The 22,722-nt window shown below is 63.7% G+C and carries 22 protein-coding genes; 10 read left to right on the forward strand and 12 right to left on the reverse strand.

Annotated elements, in window-relative coordinates; translation table 11 throughout:
- Position 1 precedes the first annotated feature (1 nt).
- The 4 genes from KVX96_RS03520 to KVX96_RS03535 all read right to left on the reverse strand — a co-directional run bounded on the left by KVX96_RS03520 (position 2) and on the right by KVX96_RS03535 (position 3,550).
- A complete protein-coding gene (locus tag KVX96_RS03520) occupies positions 2–535 on the reverse strand; it encodes a hypothetical protein (RefSeq protein ID WP_261192857.1) in 534 nt (177 codons plus the stop codon).
- A 155-nt stretch (positions 536–690) separates the two neighbouring features.
- Positions 691–1,272 carry a TadE/TadG family type IV pilus assembly protein gene (locus KVX96_RS03525; RefSeq protein WP_261192858.1) on the reverse strand — a complete coding sequence of 194 codons (582 nt, stop codon included), beginning with the start codon at positions 1,270–1,272 and terminating at the stop codon, positions 691–693.
- The gene (locus KVX96_RS03530; RefSeq protein ID WP_261192859.1) at positions 1,272–1,826 is read right to left on the reverse strand and encodes a TadE/TadG family type IV pilus assembly protein; all 555 of its coding nucleotides are present in this window, start codon (positions 1,824–1,826) and stop codon (positions 1,272–1,274) included. The genes KVX96_RS03525 and KVX96_RS03530 overlap by 1 nt, the downstream gene beginning before the upstream one ends.
- Positions 1,823–3,550: a TadE/TadG family type IV pilus assembly protein gene (locus KVX96_RS03535; protein WP_261192860.1), complete on the reverse strand. Its 1,728-nt coding sequence runs from the start codon at positions 3,548–3,550 to the stop codon at positions 1,823–1,825. Before KVX96_RS03535 ends, KVX96_RS03530 begins: the two co-directional genes overlap by 4 nt.
- Before the next feature lie 393 nt (positions 3,551–3,943).
- On the opposite strand from KVX96_RS03535, the gene KVX96_RS03540 reads away from it, so the two are divergent.
- From KVX96_RS03540 to lepA, 6 genes are all read left to right on the forward strand, one after another.
- Positions 3,944–5,374 (forward strand): Glu/Leu/Phe/Val family dehydrogenase, encoded by a 1,431-nt coding sequence (locus KVX96_RS03540; protein ID WP_261192861.1) that lies wholly within the window; start codon positions 3,944–3,946, stop codon positions 5,372–5,374.
- A 295-nt stretch (positions 5,375–5,669) separates the two neighbouring features.
- Positions 5,670–6,923, forward strand: coding sequence for a sarcosine oxidase subunit beta family protein (locus KVX96_RS03545; protein WP_261192862.1), 1,254 nt, complete (start codon positions 5,670–5,672; stop codon positions 6,921–6,923).
- 12 nt (positions 6,924–6,935) lie between these two features.
- Positions 6,936–7,211 carry a sarcosine oxidase subunit delta gene (locus tag KVX96_RS03550; protein ID WP_261192863.1) on the forward strand — a complete coding sequence of 92 codons (276 nt, stop codon included), beginning with the start codon at positions 6,936–6,938 and terminating at the stop codon, positions 7,209–7,211.
- Entirely contained in the window at positions 7,208–10,138 is a 2,931-nt protein-coding gene (locus tag KVX96_RS03555; RefSeq protein WP_261192864.1) for a sarcosine oxidase subunit alpha family protein, read from the forward strand. Before KVX96_RS03550 ends, KVX96_RS03555 begins: the two co-directional genes overlap by 4 nt.
- Positions 10,131–10,679: a sarcosine oxidase subunit gamma gene (locus KVX96_RS03560; RefSeq protein ID WP_261192865.1), complete on the forward strand. Its 549-nt coding sequence runs from the start codon at positions 10,131–10,133 to the stop codon at positions 10,677–10,679. The genes KVX96_RS03555 and KVX96_RS03560 overlap by 8 nt, the downstream gene beginning before the upstream one ends.
- A 157-nt stretch (positions 10,680–10,836) precedes the next feature.
- Complete coding sequence (lepA, locus tag KVX96_RS03565) at positions 10,837–12,636, forward strand: translation elongation factor 4 (protein WP_261192867.1); 1,800 nt, start codon at positions 10,837–10,839, stop codon at positions 12,634–12,636.
- A gap of 39 nt (positions 12,637–12,675) precedes the next feature.
- Here the strand turns inward: lepA and KVX96_RS03570 are convergent, their stop codons facing one another.
- The 3 genes from KVX96_RS03570 to KVX96_RS03580 form a co-directional block, all read right to left on the reverse strand.
- A complete protein-coding gene (locus KVX96_RS03570; RefSeq protein ID WP_261192868.1) occupies positions 12,676–13,404 on the reverse strand; it encodes an FkbM family methyltransferase in 729 nt (242 codons plus the stop codon).
- Between the two features lie 111 nt (positions 13,405–13,515).
- Positions 13,516–13,653, reverse strand: a complete 138-nt coding sequence (locus KVX96_RS03575; protein WP_261192869.1) for an entericidin A/B family lipoprotein — start codon at positions 13,651–13,653, stop codon at positions 13,516–13,518.
- A 94-nt stretch (positions 13,654–13,747) separates the two neighbouring features.
- On the reverse strand, positions 13,748–14,206 hold the full coding sequence (locus tag KVX96_RS03580; protein WP_261192870.1) for a type II toxin-antitoxin system Phd/YefM family antitoxin: 459 nt from the start codon (positions 14,204–14,206) through the stop codon (positions 13,748–13,750).
- A gap of 142 nt (positions 14,207–14,348) precedes the next feature.
- Between KVX96_RS03580 and KVX96_RS03585 the strand changes: the two genes are divergently transcribed.
- Both KVX96_RS03585 and KVX96_RS03590 read left to right on the forward strand, forming a co-directional pair.
- A complete protein-coding gene (locus KVX96_RS03585; RefSeq protein ID WP_261192871.1) occupies positions 14,349–15,080 on the forward strand; it encodes a sulfotransferase in 732 nt (243 codons plus the stop codon).
- A gap of 127 nt (positions 15,081–15,207) precedes the next feature.
- Positions 15,208–15,600 (forward strand): rhodanese-like domain-containing protein, encoded by a 393-nt coding sequence (locus KVX96_RS03590; protein WP_261192872.1) that lies wholly within the window; start codon positions 15,208–15,210, stop codon positions 15,598–15,600.
- A 12-nt stretch (positions 15,601–15,612) separates the two neighbouring features.
- Here KVX96_RS03590 and KVX96_RS03595 read toward each other — a convergent pair whose 3' ends face one another.
- Both KVX96_RS03595 and pnp read right to left on the reverse strand, forming a co-directional pair.
- On the reverse strand, positions 15,613–15,849 hold the full coding sequence (locus KVX96_RS03595) for a hypothetical protein (protein ID WP_261192873.1): 237 nt from the start codon (positions 15,847–15,849) through the stop codon (positions 15,613–15,615).
- A 135-nt stretch (positions 15,850–15,984) separates the two neighbouring features.
- Complete coding sequence (gene pnp, locus KVX96_RS03600) at positions 15,985–18,126, reverse strand: polyribonucleotide nucleotidyltransferase (protein WP_261192874.1); 2,142 nt, start codon at positions 18,124–18,126, stop codon at positions 15,985–15,987.
- A 661-nt stretch (positions 18,127–18,787) separates the two neighbouring features.
- On the opposite strand from pnp, the gene KVX96_RS03605 reads away from it, so the two are divergent.
- Both KVX96_RS03605 and KVX96_RS03610 read left to right on the forward strand, forming a co-directional pair.
- Positions 18,788–19,276: an HPP family protein gene (locus tag KVX96_RS03605; protein WP_261192875.1), complete on the forward strand. Its 489-nt coding sequence runs from the start codon at positions 18,788–18,790 to the stop codon at positions 19,274–19,276.
- Positions 19,277–19,320: 44 nt separating this feature from the next.
- Positions 19,321–20,685 (forward strand): ArsB/NhaD family transporter, encoded by a 1,365-nt coding sequence (locus KVX96_RS03610; protein WP_261192876.1) that lies wholly within the window; start codon positions 19,321–19,323, stop codon positions 20,683–20,685.
- Positions 20,686–20,930: 245 nt separating this feature from the next.
- Here the strand turns inward: KVX96_RS03610 and rpsO are convergent, their stop codons facing one another.
- The 3 genes from rpsO to KVX96_RS03625 all read right to left on the reverse strand — a co-directional run bounded on the left by rpsO (position 20,931) and on the right by KVX96_RS03625 (position 22,716).
- Positions 20,931–21,200 (reverse strand): 30S ribosomal protein S15, encoded by a 270-nt coding sequence (gene rpsO, locus KVX96_RS03615; protein ID WP_261192878.1) that lies wholly within the window; start codon positions 21,198–21,200, stop codon positions 20,931–20,933.
- Positions 21,201–21,382: 182 nt separating this feature from the next.
- Positions 21,383–22,261: a calcium-binding protein gene (locus KVX96_RS03620; RefSeq protein WP_261192880.1), complete on the reverse strand. Its 879-nt coding sequence runs from the start codon at positions 22,259–22,261 to the stop codon at positions 21,383–21,385.
- A 113-nt stretch (positions 22,262–22,374) separates the two neighbouring features.
- Positions 22,375–22,716, reverse strand: coding sequence for a DUF5665 domain-containing protein (locus KVX96_RS03625; RefSeq protein WP_261192881.1), 342 nt, complete (start codon positions 22,714–22,716; stop codon positions 22,375–22,377).
- Positions 22,717–22,722: the final 6 nt, after the last annotated feature.

Consider the following 22,722-nt stretch of genomic DNA (forward strand, 5'->3'; position numbering starts at 1 on the left):
CCTACTCGGCGGTGCGCACGCCCCAATTCTGATAGGCCTCAAGCCCCGCGCTACAGACCTCAAGGCTCATGACCTTGATCTGGTTCGCATCGCTGCGGCCCGAGCGCGTCTCTTCCCCGAGGGTGACGCAAAGTTCCGGCGCGGAGGCTGGCGAGATCGTGCCCTCGCCGCTGAACAGGAAGCTCTGGGCCGGGCTCGCATCGCAGGTGGCCAGCGCCAGCGCACTGCCGGCGGTGAGGCTCTCCGCCTCGGCGCAGACATCGAACTCCGTCATGTAGAGCAGCCCCTCGGCAAAACGGGCCCTGTCAAAGCTCTGATCGAGCCCAAGCGCACCGCCGGGGCTGTAGCAAGTGTGCCCCTGCAGCCCGTCGGCCGGATTAGCCTCGGCCTCGCGCCCACCGGCGATATCGACGCAATAGCCGTTCTGGGTGTTGTCGAGCATGTCGAGCAGGTAAATCTCGACGGTTTCGGCCTGCGCACTGCTAAGGGCGAGCAGGGAGGCGACACAGGCGAGGGCGGTTGTCTTGGGGATCACGGCAAAAACTCCGGGTAAAAACAATCACGCAGCGGCATGGTTTTGCCAAAGCTGCCACCATACTACGCACCGCGCGCAGGTTTCCGTCGCAAAAAAAGAAAGCCCCCTCGGGCTGCGAGGGGGCTTTGGGCAGATGGTGTGCCGTGTGTCGCGGATCAGGAGACGAATTCGAGCTTGGGCACGAAGCGCGGGCTGGTCACGACGAAGTTTTCAAACTCGATCCCCGAGTGCAGCCATGTGGTATAGAACGGCAGGTGCTCCAGCACGGCGGAGTAATCCATGTGCGTTTCCACGAGGATGATCGTATCGCCATCGGCCATCACCGGGATACGGTCCAGCATGCCGTCCAGGTCGGCCTGATCCAATTCGTCTTCCGGGTTGGTGCCAGCGACCTTGCTCCAGTTGAGCAGAAGCTTGTCCTGCGACACGCTCCAAGACACCAGCGAGACGCGGATCCAGGAGGCCTCGGTATCGTCGGTCAGGTAGTCGAAGACGTCAGCGAGCCCGTCGATGAAAGCTTGATCGACCGGATCCTTCTGGCGCGACAGGAGATCGCCCACGGTGTAGGCGGCCTTCACATTGGCGGTGCGGGCGCGGAAGGCGTCGTAATAGGTCACTGTCAGGCCGAACCCCAGCATCATCAAGGGCAGGATGATCACGGCTTCAACGCTCAGGCCGCCATCGCTGCGCTTGGTGAAGCGGCGCAGCCGGGCGCGGATATGTTGGATCACAGACATCAGCTCGGCTCGTTCACAAAAGCCGTCGCCGAAACCAGCGCTGTCTGGTTTAGGTGGTTCAGGCCAAGGTTGGTGGTGAATTTCGTGCTCGGAAAGATCGTGTCGACCATGGAGCAGACCCGCACCAGCATCAGCGTGTTTTCCACGCCGGAGTAGACCGGATCTTCCTGCACGACGATCTCTTCGTCCTGGTATTCAACGCAGGTGGCGTCCGGGTCGAGTGTGCCCCAGTCGGCATCGCTCACGGTGCGCAGCTCGACCATGGTTTCCGCCTCGCAATTGGGGATGATCACTCCGGCGTAGAAGCAGACGCTTTCGCGCAGGTCATCGGCGTCCGGATCCTTGTATTTGCCCAGCCGCAGATCGCGCACCGTCATGTCGACGCCGCGGTCCAGAGCAACCTGCTTGGCCGTCATCATGCCGGTTTCCGCCGCTGCGAAGAGCAGGGTGATGAAGAGCGGCGTCCAGATCGCGAACTCGATGGTGGCGCTGCCGTCCTGCCGCTTGGCAAAGCCGCCAAGGGCACGGCGCATATATCTTACGACACGTTTCATTGGGTCAGCTTCAGGTTGTTGATCTGGGTGGCGATGCTGGCGAAGGCATCTTTGATTTCCAGATCCTGCACATCGTAAAAGTGGTTATAGGTGGACGCGCAATCTTTCATCACCTGTTTGGAATGGTCGGTGACCTCGTAGCCGATGGTGAAGATGATGATGTTCTTGTCTTTGGCCGCCGTGCAGATGTCGTCCAGACGATCATCCTTGGTGGATGCCCCGACATAGGAGCGTGCGCCCGGGTCGATTTTGTCGGCGTAGGAGCTACTGCCGGTCATCGGCTCGTAGATCTTGTCGGCCACATATTCGAGCGAGTAATCGTTCCACAGTTGCGGGTAGCTCTGGCGCACGGCCTCCCCCTCGACGGGCGTCAGCACGACGGTCTCCTGGTCCTGGTAGGAACACTTCGTCTTGCCCTTCTTGTTCTCCCAGCAGACGAGCACCTGCTCATATTCGATCGTCTCGATCTCGGCACCATCGCCGTAGGGCAGATCGTGCAGGGCGTCATCGATCTCCCACCAGTACTGATCTTGTTCAGGCCAGTAGACGGAGAGGTAGCCATCATGGTCGTTTTCGTAGACGTCCGAATAGCCGTTGATGAATTCATCCCTAAGATAGTACTGGCTCGTGTTGATGCCGTCTGTCATCACGATCAGCACTTTCATGCCGCCGTTGTAGTCATACTCGAAGGGGCGGTTTTCGAAGGACGCGTCCACGTCGCCGTCCGCGATCATCTGGGTGATCACTCCCTGCGTGTCCGGGTCCAGCAAGGCCGTCGCCCATTTCACGCCCACGTCGATGGAGGTGTTGCCATCGGCGAAGAAGTCTTCGATGTGGTTCTTCAGCGTTGTCGTGTTCTTCTCGAAGGCCATGATTTCGCGGCTGTCTTCTGTCTGACAGACAAGACGGCGGCCCGAGTAGGAATCCGTGTTGTTGGGCTTGGACCATTCTTTCCACGGGTCGAAATGGCCGGTGCGCTGCATCAGCGTCTCCGTCGACAGGGTCGTCGTCAGGAAGTCGTCGCTGGTGAAATCGACGCAATGCGAATAGCTGTGCTCATCGGTCAGGTTGTAGTGCTGCGCGAGCGTCGCACCGGCGTTCACCTGCGTGGCGTAGGGGATGATCGAATAGGACACCGTGCCGTCGATCGAAGAGGAGGAAATCTGGTCGATGAAGTCCTGCGCCGCGTCCTTCAGGTTGGCGAGTTTCGTCGTCACCCCGTCGGCGGAATACTGCCCCATGGAGCCGGATACATCGAGCACCATCGAGATCTCAAGATCGCGGATCCGCTCCTCGGCGGTGCCGGAGGCCGGCGCAGCGAGTTCATAAATCCCCGACATCTTCATGAAGTGGGTTGTCACCGCGCGGCTCGCTGTGGCGGATACGATCCGGTAGGAAACCAGTTCGTCCTGATCCACCGAGATGTCGCTTTCGCTGATGTAGTCGCCAAGGCCGGCCTTGTCGAAGTAGTCAAGCACCACCGATTTCGGGTCGAGTTCCTGATCGCGGTCGGCGGCGGCGAGAACGGCGCGGTCCAGCGTGTTCTGCAGCGTCACACGCTCGCTTTCAAATTTCATCAGATCCACCGCGATCCCACCCATCAGGATCATCATGATGAAGATGAAGAGGGCGAAAACGGTCATCGTGCCGTCCTCTGCATTGCGGAACTGGCGCGCAAACGCATAGGCTTCGGACAGGGAGACGGTGCGGCGGTCGCGTGTCATCGGTTTCTTCTTCATGGCGGGTATCCAGAGTTCAGGGTAATCCCAATCCTTCATTTCTGCGATTTGGTTGTGGCCAAAATAGGGCAAAGTTCAGGGGGTTATGGGGAATCCGGGCTGTGTTAAGCCTTTGTTTCCCATTCTTGACCAATACTGTTTCGGCCGCTGCGCCAATGGTTTCGGCAGGGGTGGAATGTCCACTTCAGCCTTCGCGATCTGTTGGCGCGTTAATGATTCGCTCATCTCGTGGCATGTTTCCGCAAGGGAAAGTCTGAAGTTTTCAAACTGCCCGAAAAATAGGCTCTTTCCAGCCCCTGCCACCGGGCCTAGGCTTGGAGGGCAATGTTATGCACCGGGCCGGAATTTCGCGGCGCGGGATCAGGGAGAGATATGCATATGAGCACCAAGCGAGAGCCGAGTTTCCGGGAGTCCGTGGATCTGATGTTCAACCGGGCGGCGGGCCTGATGGATCTGGAGCCGGGGCTGGAAGAGAAGATCCGCGTGGTCAACGCCACCTACACCGTGCGCTTTGGTGTGCGGCTGCGGGGCGAGGTCAAGACTTTCACCGGCTACCGCTCCGTCCACTCCGAGCATATGGAGCCTGTGAAAGGCGGGATCCGCTACGCGCTCGGCGTCAATCAGGACGAGGTCGAGGCGCTCGCGGCGCTGATGACCTATAAATGCGCTCTCGTGGAAGCGCCCTTCGGCGGATCCAAGGGCGGGCTTTGCATCGATCCGCGTGAATATGACGCCGCCGAGCTGGAGCGCATCACCCGCCGCTTCGCCTATGAGCTGGCCAAACGCGATCTGATCAACCCCTCCCAGAACGTGCCCGCGCCTGACATGGGCACCGGCGAGCGTGAGATGGCCTGGATCGCCGATCAATACGCCCGCATGAACACCACCGACATCAACGCCCGCGCCTGTGTCACCGGCAAGCCGCTGCACGCCGGCGGCATCTCGGGCCGGGTCGAGGCTACAGGGCGCGGCGTGCAATACGCCCTGCAGGAGTTCTTCCGCCATCCCGAGGACAAGGCGCAGGCCGGGCTGGAAGGCAAGCTCGACGGCAAGCGCGTGATCGTGCAGGGGCTTGGCAACGTGGGCTATCACGCGGCGAAATTCCTGAGCGAGGAGGATGGCGCGAAGGTCATCGGCATCATCGAACGCGACGGCGCGCTCTATGATCCGGACGGGCTCGATGTAGAGGCTGTCTCGGCCTACATCCGCAAGCACGGCGGGGTGAACATGTTCCCAGGGCCGCAATATGTGAAGGAGGGCGCGAAGCTTCTGGAGGAAGAGTGCGACATCCTGATCCCGGCGGCACTGGAAGGTGTGATCAACCTCGACAATGCCGAGCGCATCAAGGCGCCGCTGATCATCGAGGCTGCCAACGGCCCGATCACGGCCGGCGCCGATGACGTGCTGCGCAAGAAGGGCACGGTGATCATTCCCGATCTCTACGCCAACGCCGGCGGTGTGACGGTCTCCTACTTCGAGTGGGTCAAGAACCTCTCCCACATCCGCTTCGGCCGGATGCAGCGGCGGCAGGAGGAAGCGCGCCACCAACTGCTGGTGGACGAGCTGGAGCGGCTGGACCGTTACCTGGGCGATGCCTGGTCGATGACGCCGAACTTCAAGGAGAAGTATCTGCGCGGGGCCGATGAGCTGGAGCTGGTGCGCTCGGGCCTCGATGACACGATGCGGATTGCCTACCAGTCGATGCGCGAAGTCTGGCACGGGCGCGGCGACGTGGAGGATCTGCGCACGGCGGGCTTTATCGTCTCCATCGGCCGCGTGGCCAAGAGCTACGAGGCCAAGGGCCTGTAAAGCCGAGTAGTCTCGCCCGGCGGCACGCCGGGCAGCCCCCGTCCGCCCCCGTCAAACCTATGGTTTGCCTTTGGCAAAACGGGGCGGGGGCTTCTCCCCCGCCCGGCGGTCAGGGGCTGCCCTTCTCTCCCCATAACGGCCGTTCAGCTCAGCGGGCCTGACTCCCAATCTCTCTTTCGCGGCAAAACGCGTCGCGAAAGGGCCAGCCGCTGTCGGCGGGGGGCTTTACCTCTGGCCCCATCCCGCGCCACCATCGCGGGGCAGGGCGCAAGGGGTGCCCGTGGAGAGGGCCATCATGCGATTTTCCGCCTGGCAGCTGCTGAAGGAAGGGCTCACCGGCAACAAGGGCTGGGGTGCGCATTGGCGCGATCCGGAGCCCAAGCCCGCCTATGACGTTCTGATCATCGGCGGCGGCGGCCACGGGCTGGCCACGGCCTATTACCTTGCCAAGGAACACGGCATCACCAATGTCGCCGTGCTGGAAAAGGGCTATATCGGCGGCGGCAACGTGGGGCGCAACACCACCATTGTGCGCGCCAATTACGGGCTGCCGGGCAACTCCGAGTTCTACTCCCACTCCCTCAAGCTCTGGGAGGGGCTGGAAGCTGATCTGAACTACAACGTGATGCATTCCCAGCGCGGTATCATCAACTTGTTCCACTCCGACGGCGCGCGCGATGCCGCCGCCCGGCGCGGCAACGCGATGATCAACCAGGGCGATGACGCCGTTCTGCTGGACCGCGACGGCGTGCGCGCCATGCTGCCCTATCTGGACTATGAAAACATCCGCTTCCCCGTCTACGGTGGCCTCTACCACGCGCGCGGCGGCACCGCCCGCCACGATGCCGTGGCCTGGGGCTTTGCCCGTGGCGCGGATCAGCGCGGGGTGGATCTGATCCAGAACTGCGAAGTGACGGGGATCGACGTTGAGCAGGGCCGCGTCACAGGCGTGCAAACAACGCGCGGGGCCATCAAGGCCAATAAGGTCGCCATGGTCACCGCCGGGCGGTCCGGGCAGGTGGCCGCAATGGCCGGGATGCGCCTGCCGATCGAAAGCCACATCCTGCAGGCCTTCGTCACCGAAGGGCTCAAGCCCTGTATCGATACGGTGATCACCTTCGGCATGGGGCACTTTTACATCAGCCAGTCCGACAAGGGCGGGCTCGTCTTTGGCGGCGATCTGGATTTCTACGCCTCCTACGCGGCCCGCGGGAACCTGCCGCAGGCCGAGCATGTGATGGAAGCCGCGATGACGCTGATGCCGATGATCGGCAAGGCCCGCGTGCTGCGCAGCTGGGGCGGCATCATGGATATGTCACCCGACGGCTCGCCCATCATCGACACCACCCATATCGACGGGCTCTTCCTGAATTGCGGCTGGTGCTACGGCGGCTTCAAGGCGGTGCCGGGATCCGGAAACGTCACCGCCCATCTGATCGCCACGGGCCGCCCGCATGAGGCTGCCACGAAATACCGGCTCGACCGCTTCGCCACGGGCATTGGCCTGATGGACGAAGAAGGCACCGGCAGCCAACACAACCTGCATTAGGGAGCGCATGCCATGAGGATCACCTGCCCCTGTTGCGGCCCCCGCGATCTGCGCGAGTTTTCCTATCGGGGCGCGGCCAGCGATCTGGACCGCCCCGCCGCCGATGCGCCGCCGGAAGATTGGCACGCCTACCTCCACCTGCGCGACAACCCCGCCGGGGTGACGCGCGATCTTTGGTATCACGAGCTGGGCTGCGCAAGCTGGCTCGTGGTGACGCGCAACACGGTGACGCATGAGATCCTCTCCTGCGAGATGGCGCGCGATGTCGCGCGGGAGGCGGCACGATGAGGATCGACGGCACCGGGCTGATCAACCGCGACAAACCCGTCAGCTTCAGCTTCGATGGCCGCAGCTATCAGGGCTTTGAGGGCGATACGCTGGCCTCCGCCTTGCTCGCCAATGGCGTGCGGCTGATGGGGCGCAGCTTCAAGTATCACCGCCCGCGCGGCGTGTTCACCGCCGGCTCCGAAGAGCCCAACGCGCTGATGACAGTCGGGCGCGGCGCGGCGCAAACGCCCAACGTGCGCGCCACCGTGCAGGAGATCTACGAGGGGCTGGACGCCCGCAGCCAGAACCGCTGGCCCTCGCTCTCGGCTGATCTGCTTTCGGTGAACGATCTGCTCTCGCCCTTCCTTGGCGCGGGCTTCTACTACAAGACCTTCATGTGGCCCCGCAGCTTCTGGGAGAAGCTCTATGAGCCGGTGATCCGCCGCGCCGCCGGGCTGGGCGCGCTCTCCGGAGCCCACGACACTGCGCGCTACGATCGCGCCTACGCCTTCTGCGATCTGCTCGTGGTCGGCTCCGGCCCCGCCGGGCTCATGGCGGCGCTCACGGCGGGCCGTTCGGGGGCCGATGTGATCCTCTGCGAGGAAGACAGCGCCTTCGGCGGGCGGCTCAACAGCGAGGCGGAAGAGATCGACGGCGCGCCTGCGCGGGCGTGGGTGAAGGCCTGCCTCGCGGAACTGGACAGCCTGCCCAACGTGCGGCTGATGCGGCGCACCACGGTGACCGGGGCCTATGATCAGGGCACCTACGGTGCGCTGGAGCGCGTGGCCTTGCACATGGCCGATCCCGGCGACCGCCCGCTGGAAACCTTCTGGCACATCGCCGCGAAAGCCTGCGTGCTGGCCGCCGGTGCTTTGGAGCGCCCCATCGCCTTTCCGATGAATGACCGCCCCGGCGTGATGACGGCCAGCGCCCTGCGCAGCTACCTGCACCGCTACAACGTCGCCCCCGGCAAGCGCGTCGCGGTGTTTGGCAACAACGATGGCGCGCGGCAGACGGCCGAGGATCTGCGCGCGGCAGGCGTGGAAGTGGCCGCTCTTGTCGACAGCCGGTCTGACGCCGACCTGCCGGTGGGTTTCAACGCCTTCAAGGGCGCGCAGGTCATCCACACCAAGGGCTATACGGGGCTGAAATCCATCACCATCTCCACAGGGAATCGCGAAGAGGTGATCGAGGCCGATTGCCTTGCCGTCACCGGCGGCTGGAACCCGACACTGCACCTCACCTGCCACATGGGCGCGCGGCCCGTCTGGAGCGAACCCCTCGCCGCCTTCGTGCCCGCAGACCATACCGTGCCCGGCATGATCCCGGCGGGCGCGGCCAAGGGCCTCTTCTCCACGGCGGGATGCCTTGCCGATGGCCAGCGCGCCGCGAAAGAAGCGCTCAGGGCGCTGGGCCTGAAGGCCAAAGCCGCCGATCTGCCCGTGGCCTCCGATGCCCCCTACAGTGTCGCGCCGCTCTGGCAGGTGCCCGGCAAGAGGCGCGCGTGGCTCGATTTCCAGAACGACGTGACGGTGAAGGACGTCAAGCAGGCCGCGCAGGAGAACTTCCGCTCGGTCGAGCACATGAAGCGCTACACGACGCAAGGTATGGCCACCGATCAGGGCAAGAACAGCAACGTGGGTGCGCTCGCGGTGCTGGCCGATGCCACCGGGCGCGGCATCCCCGAAACCGGCACCACCACCTTCCGCCCGCCCTTCGCGCCGGTCTCCATCGCGGCCATGGGCGCTGGCGCGCGCGGCAAGGGCTTTGCGCCCGAGCGCTTCACCACCTCCCACGCCGCCAGCCAGCGCCGCGCCGCGCCACAGATCGAGGCCGGGCTCTGGTATCGCCCCTCCTATTATCCGCTCCCGGGCGATTCCGGTTGGCAGGAGGCCTGCAACCGCGAGGTCGGCTATGTGCGCAATGCGGTCGGGGTCTGCGATGTCTCGACGCTGGGCAAGATCGACATTCAGGGCAAGGACGCCGCCGCCTTCCTTGATTTCGTCTACACCAACACCTTCTCCACCCTGAAAGAGGGGCGCGTGCGCTACGGGCTGATGTTGCGCGAGGATGGCCACGTGATGGACGATGGCACCTGCGCGCGGCTGGGGCCGAACCATTACCTGATGACAACCACCACTGCAGCCGCCGGTCAGGTGATGAAACATCTGGAGTTCGTGCGCCAAGCCCTGCGCCCGGAGCTGGATGTCTGCCTTGCCTCCGTGACCGAGCATTGGGCCCAATTCGCCGTGGCCGGCCCGCAATCGCGCGCGCTGCTGGACGCCGTGCTGGATGCGCCGGTCGATGAAGCGGAGTTCCCCTTCATGGGCTGCGGTGCTGTCACCGTGGCGGGCGTGCCCGGGCGGCTCTTCCGCATCTCCTTCTCCGGCGAACATGCCTATGAAATCGCCGTCCCCGCCCGCTACGGCGCGGCGCTGTTCGGCGATCTCGTCGCCCGCGCCGAGGTGCTGGGCGGCGGGGCCTACGGGATGGAGGCGCTCAACGTTCTGCGGATCGAGAAGGGCTTCATCACCCACGCCGAGATCCACGGTCGCACCACCGCTTTTGACATCGGGATGGCGCGGATGGTGGCGGCCAAGAAGGAGTGCATAGGCAAGGCGGCCTCCCAGCGCGAAGGGCTTTCGGGGCCGGAGCGCGAGCAGCTTGTGGGGCTGAAGCCCGTGCTGCCGGGCGGGCGGATCACCGCCGGCGCGCATCTGTTCTCGGAAGCCAAACCGGCCACACGGGTGCATGATGAGGGCTATGTGACCTCCACCGGCTACTCCCCCACACTGGGCCATGAGATCGGGCTTGGCTTCCTGAAAAACGGGCCGATGCGCCATGGCGAGGTGGTGAAGCTGGTGGACCACCTGCGCGGGGTGGAAACGCTCTGCACCGTCTGCGGCCCGGTTTTCCTTGATCCCGACGGAGGGCGGATGCGTGGCTGACCTGATTGCAAAATCCCCCTGCGCCGGGCTGTTGCCGGTGCAGCACGGCGGGCTGGTCCTGACCGAATGCGCCCCCGAGGCGATCCACCTGCTCGCCGCCTATCAGGGTGCGGCGGCCAAGGCGGGCGCGGCGCTTGAAAAGGCGCACGGGCTGGGCTGGCCAAAGCCCGGCACCTCCACTCAGTCCGCTCAGGCCCGCGCGCTGTGGTTCGCCCCGGATCAGGCGCTCTTGCTCGGCGCGGTGCCCGTGGCCTCGCTCGCGCGCCATTGTGCCATAACCGATCAAAGCGACGGCTGGGCGCGGGTGGACCTGACGGGGCAGGGCGCGGAGGATGTGCTTGCCCGCCTCGTGCCGGTGGATCTGCGCGCTCAAAGCTTCCCCGAAGGTGCAGTGGCACGCACGGCGGTGTTTCACATGAGTGCTGTGATCACCCGCACAGGCGCGGCTAGCTTCGAGATCCTTGTCTTCCGCTCCATGGCCCAGACGCTGGTGCACGAGCTTTTGGAAGCCATGAAAAGCGTGGTGGCGCAGCAGAGCTAAATCGCCCGGCACCGCCGGGCCGCGCCCGCCCCGCCCCATGGGCGGGCGCTTCGCTTCCGCCCCGGAGCGGGCGCCGCCCTCTGTGAGAGCTGAAACGACGCAACGCCCTTGTTTTCACCGCTTGACCAGCGGTCAAATCCACATCATATGCCGAGCCATGACCGATCTCGCCAAAATCCGCAATTTCTCCATCGTCGCCCATATCGACCACGGGAAATCCACCCTCGCAGACCGCCTGATCCAGGCCACCGGTACCGTTCAGGACCGGGACATGAAGGAACAGCTGCTGGACTCGATGGACATCGAACGCGAACGCGGGATCACCATCAAGGCCAACACCGTGCGTATCGATTACGAGGCCGAGGACGGCGAGCGCTACGTGCTCAACCTGATCGACACCCCCGGCCACGTCGATTTCGCCTATGAGGTCTCCCGTTCGATGCAGGCGGTAGAGGGCTCGCTGCTGGTGGTGGATTCCACCCAGGGCGTCGAAGCGCAGACGCTGGCCAACGTCTATCAGGCGATTGATGCGGACCACGAGATCGTGCCGGTGCTGAACAAGATCGACCTGCCCGCTTCCGATTGCGAGCGCGTGGCGGAGCAGATCGAGGACGTGATCGGCATCGACGCCTCCAACGCCATTCAGGTCTCCGCCAAGACCGGCATCGGTATCCGCGAAACGCTGGAAGCCATCGTCACCCGCCTGCCCGCGCCGCAAGGCACGCGCGACGCGCCACTCAAGGCGATGCTCGTGGACAGCTGGTACGACAGCTACCTCGGCGTGATCGTTCTGGTGCGCATCATCGATGGCGTCCTGAAGAAGGGCGACAAGATCCGCATGATGTCCACCAACGCCGTCTACCCGGTGGAGCGCATCGGTGTCTTCCGCCCGGCGATGGCGGTGATCGACGAGCTGGGCCCGGGCGAAATCGGCTTCCTGACCGCCTCCATCAAACAGGTGCGAGACACCCGCGTGGGCGATACCGTCACCCATGAGCGCAAGGGCTGCGAAAAGCCGCTGCCGGGCTTCAAACCCGCCCAGCCCGTGGTCTTCTGCGGCCTCTTCCCGGTGGACAACGCCGAATTCGAAGATCTGCGCACCGCGATCGAGAAGCTCTCGCTCAACGATGCCTCCTTCTCCTCCGAGATGGAAACCTCCGCCGCGCTGGGCTTCGGCTTCCGTTGTGGGTTCCTTGGCCTCCTTCATCTGGAAGTGATCCGCGACCGGCTGGAACGCGAATACGATATCGAACTGATCACCACTGCGCCGAGCGTGGTCTATCACGTACACATGCGCGACGGCGAAGTGCGCGAGCTGCATAACCCCGCCGATATGCCCGATCTGACCCATGTGGATCACATCGAAGAGCCGCGCATCAAGGCCACGATCCTCGTGCCCGACGAATACCTCGGCGACGTGCTGAAGCTCTGCCAGGATCGCCGCGGCATCCAGCTGGATCTCACCTACGCCGGCAGCCGCGCCATGGTCGTCTACGATCTGCCGCTCAACGAGGTGGTGTTTGATTTCTATGATCGCCTGAAATCGGTAACGAAGGGTTACGCCAGCTTCGATTACCAGATGATCGGCTACCGCGAGGACAGCCTCGTGAAGATGCAGATCCTCGTGAACGAAGAGCCGGTGGACGCGCTCTCCGTCATGGTGCACCGCGACCGCGCCGAGATGCGAGGCCGTGCGATGGTGGAGAAGCTCAAGGAACTGATCCCGCGCCACATGTTCAAGATCCCGATCCAGGCCGCCGTTGGTGGCCGCGTCGTGGCCCGCGAAACGCTCTCGGCCATGCGCAAGGACGTGACGGCGAAATGCTACGGCGGCGACGCCACCCGGAAGCGCAAGCTTCTGGACAAGCAGAAGGCCGGCAAGAAGAAAATGCGCCAGTTCGGCAAGGTGGAGATCCCGCAACAGGCGTTCATCTCCGCGCTGAAGATGGACGATTGATCCAGCCGTGGCCCCAACGGGGCCACGAGAAAGCATCGCCTATTCTGCGGCTTTCGGGATGTACCAATCGTCGAATTTGCTGAGGTCCGTCAGGATCCGCTGATAGCCATTGGCCGTCAGCAGCGCGTGGATCTGCGCCCGCTGCTCGGTGAAATTATGCTCCACCGTGATCAGCCCGAACCTATGGCGGCTGAAATCGAATGCGTTCAGGATCTCGAACTCGCTGCCCTCCGTGTCCACCGACAGGTAGTCGATGAAGGCCGGGGCGTTGTGCTGGGCCAGAAGATCTACCAGCGAAACGGTCTCCACGATGATCCGCTCCGCCTTTTCCCGCTTCTCGGCGTGATGATCGCTGTCGGCGAATTGCGCGAGCGTTGAAAGTGTGCGGGAGTCGGCCATGTCGAACTCCAGCTGCTCGCCGGTGGTGCGCCAGACGCAGCGCGTGTCGATGATGCAGTTGCGCTTGCGGCGCAGCTTTGCGTGCCAGCCCACCGCGGGCTCTGAAAGGATGCCCTTCCAGCCGAAATGCAATTCCAGAAGGTTGCTGTTAGAGTATTTCTCACCATTGGTGGCGCCGAATTCCACGAAGTAGCCATCGGGCTTGAAGCCATTGACCACCAGCGCCAGCAGATCCTGCCGCAACTGGCCCCGCACGATCAGCCCCTCAGCCGTTTCGGGGGCGAGGAACTTCTGGCGGATGGCGGCGATTTCGGGGGGCTCGGACGCGAGTTGCGCGTCCGTGGTGGCGGTGAGGTGTTCTTCTGGCATTCCGTTTGCGTTCCGGCTGCGCGCCCTGCCGGTGTGGCCAGCGCCGTCCTGTGGATAGTGGCAGGCATTTCCCGGGGGGGGAAGAGGGAAGGCAGGGGAAGGCCGGAAGGATCAGAACTGCCGCTGCACCTTTTCGGCTTCGCGGCTGATGGTGCTGCCAGCGCTCTCCAGATCCTTGCCGGCCCCTTTCACGGTTTCGCAGGCAGAAAGCATCAGAAGAGCGGCGAGAAGGGCGGTCAGGCGGGGCATGTCTTTCCTCGTGAAACGGGTATTTGGCGCGGCAACCTAGGCGCTCGACGCGGCATTGGCCAGTGGGCAAACGTCTTCCGGCCGGAGATCGGCATCAGCCCGCCTGCGCACTTCTTCGCAATCTTCCCAGCCTGCGCATGCGCCCCAGCAGCCGCTTCAGGCGCGGCCAGCGTGGCGCGCCGGTGCCGATCTCTCCGCCCGTCACCGGCTCCAGTCCGCCTGCCGCGAGGATTTCACGCTCCATCCTCCGGCTCATCTGGAGTTCCTGCACCTGAAGCGCGGCTTCCCGACGGGTCACGAGCTTGCCATCACGCCCTTCCACCAGCCCGGGCGGCAACGACAGTGCCCGCCCCGCGCGGCGCCCGCTCAATGGGGGGCGGTGCCCCAGTGCCTCGGTATCGGCGAGGTCCCAGATCCGGCGGGCTTCCGGGATCGACACCAGTGCCGCCAGCGGTTTGCCGTGCCGTGTCAGCACGATCACTTCACGTGGGTCTTGTGCCCGTGCCACGAGGTGTCCGAGCCTGTCGCGGGCCTGGCTGAGGGGAATCTGCATCGCACGCCCTTGGCCGTTTTTCTGCCCGCAGAATCCCGCGATTGCGTTAACAGCGGTTTGAAGGCGCGCGCGCTGGTGTCACCTTGGCCATTGCGTGCAGGCTCGGCTAAATCATGCAGTACCCGCCCGGAAAGGAGCCGACATGCACCGGAGATTCCTGATCATTGCCCAGGCCCGCAGCGGCTCCACCTACCTGCAATCCCTGCTCAACGCCCATCCCTCCATCCGCTGCCGGGGCGAGTTGTTCGACCTTGGCCAGATCGACGACGACGGCGACAAGATCAGGGATCCGGCGCGGCTTGCGGCCCGGGATGCCGATCCGGCGGGCTTCCTGCACAGGAAGCTGGCGGGCGAGGGGCTGGAAACGGAGGGGCTGCTCTCCATCGGGGCGAAGCTGCTGTTTCATCATAACCCGCGCCTCTTTTCCGAGATCCTGCCATCAGCCCCCGACATCTCGCTGATCCACGTCAGCCGCAGCAACAAGCTCGCCCAGTTTGCCTCTGCCCGGCAGGTCGAAAAAACCGGCCGCTGGGTTGCCTCGGGCGGCGACGGGCCGCCTCCCCGGATCGCACCGGCGCCGAAGTGGGCCTTGGCGGAATGCAACCGGCTGGCCAACGAGGATCTCTTCCTCGGTCACTGGATTGCGGCCCTGCCGAACCCCAGCCTCAGGGTCGCCTATGCCGATCTTTTCGCGCCCGGCATTGCGGATCGTCTCACCGGCTTTCTCGGTCTGCCCTCCGTCGGGCCGCTCGCCGGTGCGTTGCGCAAGCAGGGCCAGAACCGGATCCTTGACCGTTTCGAGAACCCGGGGCCGGTGCGGGCCACCTTCGAAGCCGCCGGTCTGGGCGCATGGCTGGGGCCGGAACTGCCCTGATCGCGGGCTTGTACAAAACCGGCACATCGGCCCGGCGCCTCTGTACAAAACCGGCAATAGGCGGCGTCTTGCCAGAAAATGGTCCTCCGCCTAGGCTGGTCCGACTCGAAGCAAAAGGAGAGCCGCCATGCCCGTGACCGCTGCCGAACTCGTTGCTGCCGCCAATGCCGTCGTCCCCCGGATCAGCCAGGCCGAAGCTGCCGCCAAGGTGGCTGCAGGCGCGCTGCTGCTCGACATCCGCGACGCCCCGGAACTGGAGGCCAACGGCCGCGCCGAGGGTTCGCACCACGTGCCGCGTGGAATGCTGGAGTTCCGGGCTGATCCGGAGAGCCCCTTCCATGATCCTGAGTTGCGCAAGGGTCGCCCTGTGGTGCTGCACTGCGCTTCAGGCGGCCGGGCCGCGCTGGCCGGAAAGCTGCTCAAGGATCTGGGCTATGACGAGGTCTACAACCTCGGTGGCTTCAAGGATTGGGTCGAGGGCGGCGGGGCCGTTGTGGAGCCGATGGACAAGGGTATGTAACCCCGCGCAGGCCTACTTCCGATAATGCGTCGGCACGATGATCAGCGCGCCGACGGAAGCGACGATGGCGTTCAGCCCGGGTGAGCCGAAGCTGATGCCGAACATGATCCGCACGAAGAAGAACAGCAGCGCCCCGCCGACACAGATGATGATCGAGGGCAGGTAGCCGTTGTGGGTGAAGCCCGTGCGCTCTGTCACGTAGCCCACGATCCCCGCGATCACGAGGGTGCCAAATAGGGTGAGAAACATGGGGGCTCCTGTTGCCGCTCTGGCTTTCATCTTGGGCGCAGGCGGGGGCAAGTCAACCTTGGGCGGGCTGCCGTATGCAAAAAGGCCCCGGACATGCCGGGGCCTTCTCTTAAAGTCTGAAAGAAGGGGTGAGGATCAGTCCTCAGCCTTTTCCTTCTTCTCTTCCTTGATCTCTTCGCCGGTCTCCTGGTCCACGACCTTCATGGAGAGGCGCACCTTGCCGCGATCGTCAAAGCCCAGCAGCTTCACTTTCACGTCCTGACCCTCTTTCAGCACGTCGGAGGGGTGGTTCAGACGGCGGTTTTCGATTTGCGAAACGTGCACAAGGCCGTCGCGCTTGCCGAAGAAGTTCACGAAGGCGCCGAAATCGACGATCTTCACGACCTTGCCGTCATAAACCTGGCCAGCTTCCGGCTCTGCCACGATCGAGTAGATCATGTCGTGGGCCTTCTTGATGGCTTCCGCGTCGGCCGAAGCGATCTTGATCACGCCGTCGTCGTTGATGTCGACCTTCGCGCCGGAGGTTTCCACGATTTCGCGGATGACCTTGCCGCCGGAGCCGATGACTTCGCGGATCTTGTCGGTCGGGACGGTCATCGTCTCGATGCGCGGAGCATGATCGGAGAACTCGCCGGCTTCAGACAGTGCCTTGGACATTTCGCCGAGGATGTGGAGGCGGCCTTCCTTGGCTTGCGCCAGGGCTTTCTCCATGATCTCGGGCGTGATGCCGGCCACTTTGATGTCCATCTGCAGGGAGGTGATCCCGGCTTCGGTGCCAGCCACTTTGAAGTCCATGTCGCCGAGGTGATCTTCGTCGCCAAGGATGTCGGTCAGGATGGCGTAGGAGCCGTCATCTTCCAGCACGAGGCCCATGGCCACACCGGCCACGGCGGCTTTCAGCGGAACGCCTGCGTCCATCATCGAGAGCGAGCCGCCGCAGACGGAGGCCATCGAGGAGGAGCCGTTGGACTCGGTGATCTCCGACACCACGCGGATGGTGTAGGGGAAATCGGTCGGGGCCGGCAGAACCGCCTGCAGCGCGCGCCAGGCAAGCTTGCCGTGGCCGATTTCACGGCGGCCCGGGGAGCCCACGCGGCCCACTTCACCCACGGAGTAGGGGGGGAAGTTGTAGTGCAGCAGGAAGTTGGATTTGTAGGTGCCGGTCAGCGCGTCGATCATCTGCTCGTCGTCGCCGGTGCCCAGCGTGGTGACCACGAGGCCTTGCGTTTCGCCACGGGTGAACAGGGCGGAGCCATGCGCACGGGGCAGAACCGAGACTTCGCTTTCGATGGCGCGCACGGTCGTCGTGTTGCGGCCGTCGATGCGGGTGCCGTTCTTCACGACATCGCCACGCAGGATGGTGGACTCGAGCTTCTTCAGCGCGGAGCCGAGGTTCGCGTCTGCCAGCTGCTCTTCGGTGAGAGCGGCCTTGATCGCGTCACGGGCGGCGCCAACGGCGGCCACGCGGTCCTGCTTGTCGGTGATCGCGTAGGCGGCGCGCATCTGCGCTTCACCGGCGGCTTTCACGGCTTCAAACAGATCGGCATAATCCGGTGCTTCGAACTGGAACGGCTCTTTCGCGGATTCTTCGGCCAGCGAGATGATCAGGTCGATCACCGGCTGGATCTGCTCATGCGCGAAGGTCACGGCGCCCAGCATTTCGGCTTCGGTCAGCTCGTAGGCTTCCGATTCCACCATCATCACGGCGTCTTTGGTGCCGGCGACAACCAGATCGAGGCGCTGCTCGGGGTTGTTGCGCAGCATGTGCATGTCGTCGCAGGACGGGTTCAGCACGTATTCGCCATCCACGTAACCCACGCGGGCACCGGCGATCGGGCCCATGAAGGGCGCGCCGGAGATGGTGAGCGCGGCGGAAGCGGCGATCATGGCCACGATGTCGGGATCGTTGACGAGGTCATGGGACAGAACGGTGCACATCACGAGCACTTCGTTCTTGAAACCCGGCACGAAGAGCGGGCGGATCGGACGGTCGATCAGGCGCGCGGTCAGCGTTTCCTTCTCTGTCGGGCGCGCCTCGCGCTTGAAGAAGCCACCCGGGATCTTGCCGGCGGCGTAGTATTTTTCCTGGTAGTGAACCGTGAGCGGGAAGAAATCCTGGCCCGGTTTCTGTTCCTTGGCGAAGGTCACGTTGGCCATGACAGAGGTTTCGCCGAGGGTGGCGATGACGGTGCCATCGGCCTGACGGGCAACCTTGCCCGTTTCGAGGGTGAGGGTTTCGTCGCCCCACTGCATCGATTTCTTGGTTACATCAAACATCTAGCGTATCCTGTAAGGGAGCCCTCCCGGGCGTTCCCGGGTCTCCCTGATGAGTTGGCGGCCCCATTGCCGCCGGCCCTTTCCATCTTAACTGCGAGCGCCAGGGCCAGTGCGCAAGTCTCAGATTTCCCGCGCATACTAGAGTTTGGGCCGGATTGGAAGGGGGCGCTTGTTTTCCGGGCACTGGCAGGCGCTCCAACGCGCATCTGGCGGGATGTTTGCGATAACATCAGGGCCTGAGTCGCCTTTTGGAGTGCCGGGCGGGTTGCGGAGCGGCGGGCTGTGAAGTGGTTCTGAATTCAGACCAATCCCGCCTAATCCGGTTTGCACTATCTGCATAGCCGCCCCGCAGAAAGTGCAAGGCTCTGCGGCGCTCACGGCGGGCCGGATCCATGTTTGCCGAAAAAACAGACGGTTTTATAAGGGGTTGAGAGCACGCTGCGCTGCGGCGTGCGGTTTTTTGCCCCGAACCCGCCCCGCCTCCCTTGAAGCCTGCAAAGAAATCCCTAGCCAGCCGCCGCTTTGAGTGGAATGAAGCCGCCCAACACGCGTTGCGCTGGCCCGCATGGCCGCTTCACAGCCCGCCTCCGCACCGTGTGAGGGATCGAAATGGGCACCCTCGTGCCCGCCAGAAGAACCGGAAAAGAAAAGGTCACAACACATGGGACTGACGTGCCAGGACGTGATGGTGCCGAGTGATGAGCAAATCACTATCGGCCCCGAGGAAAGCGTGGCAACCGCCTTCCAACTGATCAAACAGAACCGCGCCCGCTTCCTGCCGGTGGTGGATGCCGACGGCAAATACCTTGGCGTCTTCACCGCGCCGACGCTGCTCAAGCTCTTCCTGCCGAAGGCCGCGATCATCGGCCTGAACGACAGCACGAGCCGCGTGGCCATGGGGCACCTGAGCTTCATGAACCTCGACAAGGAAGATTTCGACAACCAGCTCGAAGCGCTGAAATACGAGAAGGTCGTCAACAACATGTCCAACCCCGACAACATTCCCGTTGCGGCCCCGGACACGCCGATCATGGAAGGCATCTTCCTGTACTACAAATTCAAGCGTCACGTTGTGCTCGTCGAGCCCAAGACCGGGCGTTTCGTCGGCACCGTCTCCAGCAATTCCCTGCTGGATCGCGCGCTCAGCTAAGCCTGCTCCTCATCCTCCCAAGATCATAAAACCGGACGAAAACCGTGTCTGAACAAACTGCCCACCACGGGGAAGCCGCCTTCTCCGTCCCCGATCTTCTCGGCATTGAGCCGCTTTGGGTCGCCACCGGGATCCTCATCGCCGTTTACGCGGTGCTCATCACCGAGAAAGTCAACCGCGCCATCCTCGCCATGCTGGGCGCTTCGCTGATGGTGCTCTTCGGCATCCTCAACCAAGAGCAGGCCGTGGATGGCGTGGACGCCAACACGCTCGCCCTGCTGATTGGCATGATGGTGATCGTCGGCATCACCTCCAAAAGCGGCCTGTTCCAATATGTGGCCATCAAGGCGGCGAAATCGGTGAAGGCCGATCCAACCGGCATCCTGATCATGCTCACGGTGATCACGGCCGTCTTCTCGGCGCTGCTGGACAACGTGACGACGGTGCTGCTGATCGCGCCGATCACGCTGCTGATCACCGACGCGCTGGAAACCAAGGTTTTTCCCTTCTTCCTCGCCGAAATCCTCGCCTCCAACGTGGGCGGCACGGCTACGTTGATCGGTGACCCGCCCAACATCATCATCGGCTCCGCGGCGGGTCTGAGCTTCAACCAGTTCGTGGTGAACCTCGCCCCGATCTCCGCGATCTGCCTCGTGGTGCTGACCGGCATCATCTACCAGATGAACCGCAAGGCGCTTGCGGCGATCCCGAAATCGGCCTCCGAGCGGATCATGAAGTTCAACGAGGGCGAAGCGATCACCGACCGCGCGCTGATGATCAAATCGCTCTGCGTGCTGGCGCTGGTGCTTGCGGGCTTCACGCTGGGCCACAGCTACGGCATCCAGCCGGGCACCTCGGCGCTGGCCGGCGCAGGCCTGCTGATGCTGCTGGCCTATGGTCACCACAAGGGCGAGGAGCAATCCGAAGCCGTGCACCACATCTTCGGCGAAGTCGAATGGATCACCATCTTCTTCTTCGGCGGCCTCTTTGTCATCGTGGCCGGTGTGGAGCACGTGGGCCTGCTGGAGATCTTTGCCAACAAGGTGCTGGAAATCACCGAAGGCGATCTTGAGAAGACGGCGCTGCTGATCTTCTGGGCCTCGGGCATCCTGTCGGCGATCCTCGACAACATCCCCTTCGTGGCAACGATGATCCCGCTGATCGAAAGCACGGCCGACACCTTCGGTGGGCCTGAGGCGATCGAGCCGCTCTGGTGGTCGCTCGCGCTGGGCGCCTGTCTGGGGGGCAACGGCACGCTGCTGGGCGCTTCGGCGAACCTGACCGTGGCGGCTTTCGCCGAGAAGGCGAAACAGCCGATCGGCTTCATGCAGTTCATGAAGTACGCCTTCCCGATCATGATCCTGACGCTGGCGATTGCCCACGTCTACATCTGGCTGCGCTACTTCTGATCGTGGCCAACGGATGAACCTGAAAGGCCCGCCGGTGCTCCGCGCGGGCCTTTTTTGTTTGGCTTTGTCGCGGGATTTCTCTTGCTAAGGGCAGGTCCCGTCCGCCGGGTGGGGGTGAAGCCCCGGCCCGATGGGGGCGGACGGGGGCTGCCCGGCGTTCCGCCGGGCAAGAGGACAGGTACAAAAAAAAACCGCGCCTTCCGGAGAAGACGCGGTGCGTTTCACAGAGGCCTGTGAAGCGGCGCTTAGCGGCGGATGCCGAGGCGCTCGATCAGGCTCTGGTAACGGGCTTCTTCCTTGCCCTTCAGGTAGTCCAGCAGCTTGCGGCGCTGGGCAACCATTTTCAGAAGGCCACGGCGGCCGTGGTTGTCCTTCTTGTGGGTCTTGAAGTGCTCGGTGAGCGTGTTGATGCGCGAGGTCAGGATGGCAACCTGGACTTCCGGGGAGCCGGTATCGCCTTCTTTGGTGGCGAATTCCTTGATAACGCGGTCTTTTTCTTCAACGGTGATCGACATCGGGGTCTCCTAAAGGTTTGAGTTCATGTCATGGCGCAAGCCGGGATGTCGTCCAGCAGGGCCCGTGGAGGCCTCCCCCCGAAGAGGGAAGGATGGGCGCGTATACGCAGAATCGCGGCGCGGGGAAAGGGAAAAATATGCGCGCTACCCTCAGGCGGCGTGCCGCCGGTGCCGGGGCCAGCCTAGGTCAGAAGGGCGATCTGGCTCGGATCCAGCCCGCTCACCCCTTTCAGCGTGGCGATGTGGACGCCGTCCAGATAGATCTCGCTGTCCTGCCCGTCGCCCGCCTGAACCTCCTGCAGGGTGACCTCGGGCAGCACGCCGGTCGGGCCGGAGTACTGGATCAACAGCGCATCCTCGCTGGCGTTGAAATCCATGATCGTGGCCTCGCTGCCCTCCTCGATCCAGTCGCCGACAAAGAAGCTGTCCGCCCCTTCGCCGCCTGTGCCGACATCTTCGTTGCCGAGCACCAGCACGTCGTCGCCGCTGCCGCCGTTGAGGAAATCCTGCCCGTCCGTATCATTGCCGTCGGCGTCCTGCACGGTGCCGGTCAGCGTGTCGTTGCCGCCGCCGCCTATGATCGCGTCCGCGCCGCTGCCGCCGGTGACGCTATCGTCCCCGTAGCCGCCTTCAAGCTGGTCATCGCCCGTGCCGCCGGAGAGGACGTCATTGCCCTCGCCGCCGATCAGCGTGTCATCGCCCGCACCGCCAGAAAGCGTATCGTCGCCGCCCCAGCCGCGCAGCAAGTCGGCGGCTTCATCGCCGATCAGCACATCGTTGCCATCCCCGCCCACGACGTCATCGGAGCCCTCGCCCCCGGTGAGCAGATCGTCCCCCGCCTGACCAAGGATATTGTCGGAGCCGCTGCCGCCGTCGATGATGTCATTGCCATCGCCCCCGGCGAGCAGATCGTTGCCGCCGTGGCCAGAGATCACGTCGTCCCCGTCGGTGCCTTCCAGCACATCATCGCCTTCGGTGCCCTCGATCTCTTCCCCGCCGAGCATCATGTCGGCGACGAAGCCCGCGGCCAGAAGGCCGAACAAACCCACCAATCCCATCATGGCGCAGGTGCCTCACTCATCAAACCAAGCGCGCGATTCGGACGCGCGTGGAGAGAGTAAACCCGCGTGGGTCTTAGGATGGCGTTAAGAATTCCGAAACTTTTAGGTAAATCCTATTCGCTCGCGGGAGACGCAGGCTCGGCGGCGGAGGCTTCGGTTTCAGGCGCGGGCCTGCCCTTGTCGTATTCGCCTTGGATTTCCTGCGCGATCTCCCCGGCCCAATCGCCGATGATCGGGATGAAATCGATCTTGGAGAGCGAATAGATCACCACCGACACCAGCACCGAGGCGCCGATCACCGTGCCCAGACCCAAGGCGAGGCCACGGGCGAACTGGAACATCAGCGTGCGCCAGATGTTGTTGTTGATGCGCACGATGCGATGGTTGTTGAACGTATGCAGCTCCTGGCGGATGGCAGCCAGTTCTTCGGTCAGCGTATCTTGGTCAGCGCTCATGATGTC

This window comes from Pseudoruegeria sp. SHC-113, assembly GCF_025376885.1.
GTDB lineage: Bacteria > Pseudomonadota > Alphaproteobacteria > Rhodobacterales > Rhodobacteraceae > Pseudoruegeria.